General features: G+C 38.4%; 10 protein-coding genes and 1 pseudogene. All 11 read right to left on the reverse strand.

Going from position 1 to position 8,515, the window contains the following annotated elements:
- Positions 1 to 333 precede the first annotated feature (333 nt).
- The 11 genes and pseudogenes from FTU19_RS15320 to FTU19_RS15370 all read right to left on the reverse strand — a co-directional run bounded on the left by FTU19_RS15320 (position 334) and on the right by FTU19_RS15370 (position 8,322).
- Positions 334 to 729 carry a ribonuclease E inhibitor RraB gene (locus FTU19_RS15320; protein ID WP_004785133.1) on the reverse strand — a complete coding sequence of 132 codons (396 nt, stop codon included), beginning with the start codon at positions 727 to 729 and terminating at the stop codon, positions 334 to 336.
- Positions 730 to 965: 236 nt separating this feature from the next.
- The gene (locus FTU19_RS15325; RefSeq protein ID WP_180131835.1) at positions 966 to 1,910 is read right to left on the reverse strand and encodes a hypothetical protein; all 945 of its coding nucleotides are present in this window, start codon (positions 1,908 to 1,910) and stop codon (positions 966 to 968) included.
- Between the two features lie 568 nt (positions 1,911 to 2,478).
- Complete coding sequence (locus FTU19_RS15330) at positions 2,479 to 3,144, reverse strand: pseudouridine synthase (RefSeq protein WP_004785137.1); 666 nt, start codon at positions 3,142 to 3,144, stop codon at positions 2,479 to 2,481.
- Positions 3,145 to 3,231: 87 nt separating this feature from the next.
- The gene (locus FTU19_RS15335) at positions 3,232 to 3,687 is read right to left on the reverse strand and encodes a hypothetical protein (protein ID WP_034705275.1); all 456 of its coding nucleotides are present in this window, start codon (positions 3,685 to 3,687) and stop codon (positions 3,232 to 3,234) included.
- 747 nt (positions 3,688 to 4,434) lie between these two features.
- Positions 4,435 to 5,148 carry an SIMPL domain-containing protein gene (locus FTU19_RS15340; RefSeq protein WP_005237113.1) on the reverse strand — a complete coding sequence of 238 codons (714 nt, stop codon included), beginning with the start codon at positions 5,146 to 5,148 and terminating at the stop codon, positions 4,435 to 4,437.
- Positions 5,149 to 5,272: 124 nt separating this feature from the next.
- Positions 5,273 to 5,519: pseudogene (locus FTU19_RS15345) on the reverse strand (DUF6868 family protein).
- 149 nt (positions 5,520 to 5,668) lie between these two features.
- A complete protein-coding gene (locus FTU19_RS15350; protein WP_159123700.1) occupies positions 5,669 to 5,890 on the reverse strand; it encodes a hypothetical protein in 222 nt (73 codons plus the stop codon).
- A gap of 128 nt (positions 5,891 to 6,018) precedes the next feature.
- Positions 6,019 to 6,225, reverse strand: a complete 207-nt coding sequence (locus FTU19_RS15355; RefSeq protein ID WP_005237115.1) for a hypothetical protein — start codon at positions 6,223 to 6,225, stop codon at positions 6,019 to 6,021.
- A 196-nt stretch (positions 6,226 to 6,421) separates the two neighbouring features.
- Complete coding sequence (locus FTU19_RS15360; RefSeq protein ID WP_159123693.1) at positions 6,422 to 7,000, reverse strand: DUF4126 domain-containing protein; 579 nt, start codon at positions 6,998 to 7,000, stop codon at positions 6,422 to 6,424.
- Positions 7,001 to 7,120: 120 nt separating this feature from the next.
- Positions 7,121 to 7,318, reverse strand: a complete 198-nt coding sequence (locus tag FTU19_RS15365; RefSeq protein WP_257229525.1) for a zinc ribbon-containing protein — start codon at positions 7,316 to 7,318, stop codon at positions 7,121 to 7,123.
- A gap of 107 nt (positions 7,319 to 7,425) precedes the next feature.
- A complete protein-coding gene (locus FTU19_RS15370; RefSeq protein WP_179993183.1) occupies positions 7,426 to 8,322 on the reverse strand; it encodes a hypothetical protein in 897 nt (298 codons plus the stop codon).
- Positions 8,323 to 8,515: the final 193 nt, after the last annotated feature.

Genomic DNA, 8,515 nt, shown 5'->3' on the forward strand with positions numbered 1-8,515 from the left:
TGATGCCATTTTTCTTTATACTGTCACTGAGGCAGGTTGGACATTTGATTTCTAGAGTTATTCGCATTTCTCTATTTTATCAAAATTCAACCTGCTTTGTTTCAGCATACTTTTTGAAACACCACCAGATTATTTTTATTTATTATTCGGACGGATCATCCCGATCTCGTCGGCCTCAGTATTTAAATAACTGCCCAACATACTGTACGGCCTAAATATAATTGTTATCTATCCATTTTATAGGATGTATAACAAAAAACTACAGTTGACCCGACCGATACCGCAGGCCATAAAAAAACCCGGCTTAACCGGGCTTGAATAAGGAAATTTTGATTAGCTGCTACGCAGTTTGCTTTCACCTTCTTCCGGGTCATCTTCATCATCGTAAACATAGGCCATACAGCCCCAGCCATCATATTCACCCTGAAATTCAGCAGCAATTCTGGTAAACCATTGTTCCAGATCGACAATATTTTCATAGGTAGGTTGCATATAGACATGAATGGTAATTGTCCATTCCAGCGTATCGCTCTCCTCATCCTGATATAGGCTTATCTTTTGTTCTTCTTTGAGTAAATGCAATGCACAGCGGTCAGCCTGCTCTTCACTATTAAAGGCTATCGAGAATTCTATTTCATGGTCGTCCTGCAGATCATCACCATCCTGATACATTTGCCACAGTACATGACCATTTTCATCGTCAGGGAATTTGTCATAATCGCGTGCCATAGAGATATCCTTATTATGATGTTTTATTATTCGATTCAGCTTAACTTATTTTATTTGAATTATCGAGTACAGAATATGAAAAAAAATTGAATTTCTCTAAATAACCAACTGAATTTTATCAATATAAATTTAAGAATTTGAAAAAAAAAGCTGCATTTTCATCTAATTAAAAATACCTGCATATCAATCTGCAGATTAAAAAATTTCATCGGTTGATCTGGATTTTTTAATTGTAGTTAGGAAGCGATCACTGCAGATGGCTCAGACTCTTGATTCTGTCGTAACTGTAGTAAAACGGCGGCGAATTTAAGCTCTTCCAGACGTAAGTTCAGATAGGACTCCTGAATCATGGCCTGGCTCAAGCTTTGTCCTTTATAGTTCATCAGGCGATAATCATCTTTTAAGGATTGCAGCATTTCACCCAGATTATGAGTATTTAACTGGGACAAATAGAATTCTGCCCTGCTATTAAATGCCAGACTCAAAATCTCGATGGTGCTCTTGCGACGATCCTCATCGACATAATTACAGCTGGCCACCTGCTGCTGTTCTTTGGCCTGCTCAATCTGTGTTCTGATAGTCAGTAAATGCCGGGCTGCATCAGTATCGTTGTAGCCACTAATGAGCTGATCCAGAAGCTGCGTGACCGGCAGATCAAAACCATGTTGATAGCCCTTGATCTTATGCTCGAGAGCTTCAACTACTTCTTGCAGTCGCTGTTGTTCTTTAGCCTGCTGATAATAAGCCTGTAAAGCTTTTCGAGCCTGTCGCTCAATATCAGCTTCGGCCTGAGTCTGTAAATTCTGTAAATACGCTTTGACCTGAGCGATATAGGCTTTGAGATCATCCAGCATAATGGAAGCATCAAGCTTGGTTACTTCTACGAAATTTTCGGCCTGCAAGCTGCGGTTAATAATGTATTGTTCGATGTCACAGATATCCTGATATTGTTTATATTTATTCAGTTCAGTTCTGGCACTTCCCAGTTGCATCCGTAGCTGGGTCATTTCATAATTTAATTCATCAACTTGTGTTTCATAATCAGCCAATTTACTGCGTGAATGATCCAGATTTTCCTGTAAGGACTGAATATTGTTTCTTGATAATTTCAGGCTATTGAATACCCATAGTAATACAATGATTAAAACACTTGCGAGAACAAAGAGCGCGCCACTTAGCATCATCCTGTCCCTTACCCCTTGCACCATATATAGGCACTAAAAAATTAAAAATTTATGATGTTTTAAAGTTATTTTGCATAATTTAATGATGAGAATCAAAGATAAAAAATGACCATAAACATTTAATATAATTGATCTTTTAAATGATTTTTTCACCTATAAAACCTTAATATTTTTTGCCTATCAATTTACTTAAAATGAATCTGTTGGTGATAATCAATTAAAGGGGTTTTTATTTTTATATCGAATGTTATAAGAACAAACCCCTGAGAGACTGCAAATCTTGATAAAAACTGAATAAAAATAGATAGATCAAACAGTTAAACTAAAGATAAAGTGATAAAGTCCCTTAAATGATTCCTGAAATTTTTCCGGGTACACTTTTTTAATTTCAAAAAATCATTACTTGATAAGACATGATTCAGAACATAATTTTTCTAGAAAACTGCTTAAATTCAACTCCATAATTTTCCGATGACTGAAATAAATTCTGACATTTCTGTTGCAGCTTACTAAAATTTAAATATTTATCAGAATCCATATTCATTTTTTGAATGCTTAAATTTTACTAAAATGGTGCAGGTGCAAGAATTTCAACTTTATGACCACTCAAGGGTTGAGTAAAAGTCAGTTCACTGGCATGCAAGGCCATGCGATTAAGAGGACTACGCGTTGGTTCCGGATGATAGATTTTATCGCCCGTAATTGGATGACCGATATGCAGCATGTGGACTCTGAGCTGATGTGAACGCCCAGTAATTGGCGTTAGCAATACCCGGCTGATGTCTTGCTCAGGCAGATATTCCAGCCGTTGATAGAGTGTTTTGGCAGCTTTACCCAGTTCAAAATGCACCATTTGCCGTGGGCGATTTTCCCAGTCAGTAATCAAAGGTACATCGACACTGCCCTCGGTCTGAATTTCTCCCTGTACCAGCGCAATATAGTGCTTACTAACTGTACGTGCCTGGAACATTTTACTAACCGCCACTTCGGCATCGCGATGTTTGGCAAACATCAGGATGCCAGACGTTGCCATATCCAGACGATGGGTAATTTTGGCATTCGGATAACGTTCTAGCACACGTAGATAAGCACTGTCATGATGCTCAGGCAAACGTCCCGGAACCGACAACAAACCGGCGGGCTTCTCAATGACGACCAGATCATCATCTTCATACAGAATATGCAATGGGTCTTGAGGCGGCGCGTAGACAAAGTTGTCGTTAATAGGCATGTGCTTTAAGCATTCAGGAGAAAACGCGCAAAATAACAATGTCAGGGAATACTGTCAATCCAGCCCTGTTACAGAATCAGTGCCTGACTAAGCTTTGGACGCTGCACTGATGGGAGATACTGAATGACCCGACTGATACTGGGTTTTCAGACTGTCGAGATCTTCATTTAAGAATGCCATAAGATATTGCTGAACCTGTGACATAGTCAGACTACGGAATGACACATAGTCTTTGTTCTTCAGGCTAAACAGTCCCAGAATTTTATGTTGAGCTTCGACTTCAATATCACTTTCCAGCCTGAACTCAAGCTGACCTGACGGCGCCAGTTCATTCAGTGTGATCTGAATCGACTGTTCAGCATCGGAGTCTGTTACGGTAAAAGTGGTAATGGCGGCTTGCATCTGTAATTGTAAAACCCGTAACTGTTGCCAGTTAATGGACTTGAAAGTAGAGAGAATTTCTTCTGCCGATAAGCTGCCTAGCTGCTCTGCTTCGTCTTCTTCTTGATGCGGATAACTGATTTCTAATTCATATTTTTTCATGGGACGTGCCCCTTTCTTATATGCAAAATTATCATAGCATTCTGTTTTATTTTTCAAGGATATAATTTGTGAGCAAATATTAAACATATTATACTTTAAATTATTTATATCAAATACTTATAAACAACCAGCGACATTAGAGTAGTATTTAAACATAAAATAGTCGAAAGCTATAGGCTGTAAATAAAATAGATTAGATATGTGATTAAAATAGTATTTATTTGAATCTCAAATAAATTTAAAGCTATTTAAAGAAGAATATAAGTGACTGGGTAAGGAAGGTGTTCAACAGTTTGGAGGAGAAGATTGTTTTTATGAGAGGAGAAAATTTTGAGGGTGTTGGGAAAACATCTTGATGGTTTACTTCAACTATCACTCTTTGTAAGAAATGATCTTATAGCCTATAAACTTTTGGTCTATAGCGTCCTAAGCCGAATCGAGACCTTTTGGGTTCGTACTGCACTCGCGTTTTGCGCCACTCACAGCATGCTACTCTTTTCGATCCCATCACACCCTTGAGATATATAGTAGCCAAGCTGCGGTAAAATTAATTTCCTAAGATTTTTTAATTTTCCCGATTTTTGAAAATATTTTTCTTTAAATATATTTGAAGAAGAATTTTTTACCTTTCACCTCAAAATAAAGATCTTTTATTGCAGAAAGAGCAGAATTACTGGAATTTATCTTCATGTAAAACCTCATTCTGCTCTAAATTTTTTAGACCCCTCTATTCAGCTTTCCAGCCATTTAATCAGCCAGATAATAATCCACTGTAGAAACCACACGAACTTTCTTTAGATAAGGCGTATTGCTGTCACGGTCCTCAATGCTAAACAAACCTTGATTGGCAGTTTTGATTTTCCCGAGACGGCTTTGAGAATCCGCGGCAAACTTTTCTGCCACACTGCGGGCATTTTGCGTGGCTTCTTCAATCATGGCTGGTTTGATGTCATTCAATTTGGTAAAGATATATTCCGTTCTTTGCCCGGAATCATCACCACCAAAAGCAATGCCCTTTTTACCCAGAGCGACCAGACGGGTTTGCGCTGCACGGACTGCATCAATATTGTGGGTATAAACCGTAATGGTCTGATGCGCGGTATAACGTAAGGCAACATTGGCATCACCGCCGTATTGCTGGGCATATTTATCTGTAGTGACTGGAGAACCGGTGGTAATTTCTTCTGCCTTAAAACCCTCACCTTTTAAGAAAGCCTGAATTTGCTGGGTTTGCAGCTCCATGGTGTCATACAGTTCGGTCAGATCCTGACTGCCGCCACTAAAACGGATCGGCCAGACGGCGACATCGGCTTTCACTTCACGTTCAGACAGCCCTTTTACGGAAACAATCCGCTCATACTGTTTAATCTTGACCGCACTATTGCCCAAAATGAATCCGGCGATAATCATTCCCAAGCCGATCAAAGCCCCTAAAATCAAGGCAGGTTTAAACTGATTCATTGATCCGAACTCCTTTTCCATATTGTTATCCTGTTTCGAGCATTATAAGCCTTAAACTGCTCTGTGTAATGCTGATGCGACTATCAGTTTTATTTATTCCTGGAACTTTGGAAAGTTTTATCTCCTAACTTTTCCCCATCAAATATAGGGTAATTAGCGGAACCAGATTGAACAGGAATATCCCGACTTTATAAATGGCCATGCCGCTATAGTGAATGGCATCAAAAGTTGGATCTGAGAGCTGAAACCATTGACCATGCAATCGTTTCACCCAGTCTCGTGCAGACAATCAGCAAAAACCAGAGCATTAAAATGCTGTAATTCAAAGCCAATGTATAAAGTAAAAACCGACACCAGAAATCGAGATTCATAGTGATTCCCTGCCTGTAGAGCCATCTATCCTTAAGTTAACAGATTGATCAAATGTTCAGGAACTGCTGATTTGTATCTGTGATCTAAAGGGAAATGGTTTAAATATTTTCAGCTAAAAGTTTCAGTTCTCACTTCCAGCGATCACTTTTTAGCGTACAAACAGATGACGGGTATGATGATTGATATAGGCATTTAAGCCATCACCATACTGGGCCAGCTGTTTCATATTTTCCACATGCTGATAGCCCGTACTGCTATAACTATAGGTATACACTTTCGAAGTTTTCTTAAATTGAACCCGAATAAACTCATTGCCAATCTCATAATTGGCCACACCCGAGTCATGATTGAGATCAAGATAATGTTGCAATTGAGCAGCCCTAAACATGATAAATCTATAGTTTTATATGGGGTCAAATTGATCATTTTTCAAACAGGATAAATGATAAAACCCACTGTATAGCGGGTTTTAAATGACGACCAATATGTCTATAAATCTCATTCTGTACAGCACTTATGACAGCCCTCTACTTTCTCCCTCGGCCAGTTCATTCTTGCGCGTTTATAAGCCAGATCATAATTAGCAAAATATCCAATCAGAATCTGGTTATCAAATTCTGGCAGGTCTTCACAGCCTCGTGTTGCGTTATGAATATAGTGCACGCCTTGGGCAGACTCTTGTTCATCTACAATAAATTTAATCATTTATAGTTCCCCTAATATTGTTTTTATAAAGTTCAACCACAAATAAAACCATACAAAAATTATGCCTTTTATAATCCCATAATAAAATTATGTCTTTTTTGAATAAAAATCAAGCAATTTAATGAACAAGATGAGGGCCTTTCTTTAAGCAAATATTTCATTAAGAATGAGTGATAAATATTTATTTATCTGATTCTTATAAGGCGGAATTTTCTAGCTTGTTTTTCTTTTTTAGACGTATCCAGCGAATTGCCATGATGGCTAGCATTACAACCAGCAAGGCAGCTAGCACTGGCAAAAGCAATGACAGAATGGATAACAGAATAGCCCCGATCCACTCTCCGGTTGAGAGTACGGGATTCGCAACACCGCCTGTAGTGGCAGTTGATAGTCCACGTGCTGCAACACTGCTCAGTTGCACGGCCCCTGCTGTTCCGCCACCGACAATAATCGCTGCGGCCCAAGCTGCAAACTGGGACATTTCTCCACTGCTGGCAGCCATCGTGGTCAGAGTTCCGGCCAGTATGGCAGCAGGCGTTGCAATTGTATCGATGGCATTGTCCACCCAGGGAATATAATACGCAGCGATTTCACAGAGGGTCGCGATGGCTAAAGCCAGGCAGACTGCCGGCATGGCCAGCCATTCAAAACCGGTCATCGGTTCAAACCAGCCCATCAATGCGGCAATACTCATTATCAGCAAAGGCACAAAAACACGGAAACCAGAGGCTGCACTCAAGCCGATACCGATACATAAACCGAGGATTGTTTCCATGCTGCTTGCCCTTGAGATTTAAGCCATTTTTATAATGTAAATTATACGCTAACAAAAAAGCCCTATAGGGTGATAGGGCTTTTATTTAAAACAGGATCTTCTGTTTTGAATATCGTGTGCTTAGGCAACCTTATCGTTATATTGGGTGCCGAGGCATTTGGTACACGGTGGTAGTCGGTCTGTACCAATTTCTAAGAAGACGCGATGTCCGCATTGAACACAAAAATAGAAACCTGTTCCCGGTTTTGAGCCAGCTGTAACCATCTTTGTTCTCCGTTGTTTTAGAAAATGGTCTAAGCAGTATAACTCTGTTGTGATGAATGTCTATTGTCCATTTTTGTAAATGATAGTGTCGTTAAAGCTAAGTGTTATTTTTATTTGTGATCTAATGATATTTCGTCGCTGTGCCTAATCACTTTCACTTTCTATGATAAATAGCTTGATAGCATTGGAATAAATGGAGCTAAGAAAGTATATATAGTCACATGATTAGAGAGAAAACTCATTAGCTCACCATATTGGGAAGTATATTCTGGTGTTCCAATTGAGGTTCCTAATTTTTCAATTCTTAGTTCTAGATCGCTAACTAACTCTTCCTCGATTTCAGATTTTCTCAAAGTACTTAATAAATCTAGAAACTCTTGAGGAATTTGAGAGTTATTAATTTCTTGATGGATAGTGCTGTGATGATTTCCTGAAGCTAAGTTTTGAACATTACCAGCAATATTAAAATTAAAAATCTGGGTGACTTTTTCTTGAGGAATCGGATTAGAATTCAATGCAGCTTCACCTGCTTGCGGATTTAACAGCTCAATTTCTAAAGCAAAATTTAAGATTTTTGTTTTTACTGTATCTATTATTCCTACTACAGCTGAAGCAGGTATTACTTTCCAAGCTTGCATACAATTATAACCCTCATACATCTTAGAACCGTAATGAGCAATAATCGCTGGATTCCAATCTTGAGTTAAGACCTCACTTTCATTATTTGTTAAACTCTCAAGGGTTGCAATAGGACTAAAAAAATATGCTTTTGATAAACTTTTTTGAAGTTGCTCTGGCAAACTGTAAGTCAACATATCTGCATTATTTAAAGCACTTCCAAAAGCACCTGCAAAATGGCCTTTTGAATTAACATTTAAGATTCTATAGTCAGGTACATTTTTTGGGTCTTGTGGATAGCCTTGCAATTCGAAGCTAATCCAATTCTTAAAATCTTCATTACCCAATCTATAAGCTAATATTTGACATTTTCTTAATAAATCTGAAATCTTAGCATTTGAGTTTATAGCATCAATTTGTATCTCTCTTAAAAGTGACATTTTATTCTCTAAACAATTTCAACAACTTTAATCCACCCCAACCCCTCTTTAAAAAGAGGGGAACTTCCCATTGCTGTCCCACAATTTTTCACAAGAGGAAGCTCAAATGAGCTTCCTCTTGTTTTATGGGTATTTTATCGGGTGAAAATAAAGCTTTTAAAGTTCTTCTTTCAAACAAATTCACTTGAATTAT

The sequence above is a fragment of the Acinetobacter sp. YH12072 genome, assembly GCF_013419565.1.
Classification (GTDB): Bacteria; Pseudomonadota; Gammaproteobacteria; order Pseudomonadales; family Moraxellaceae; genus Acinetobacter.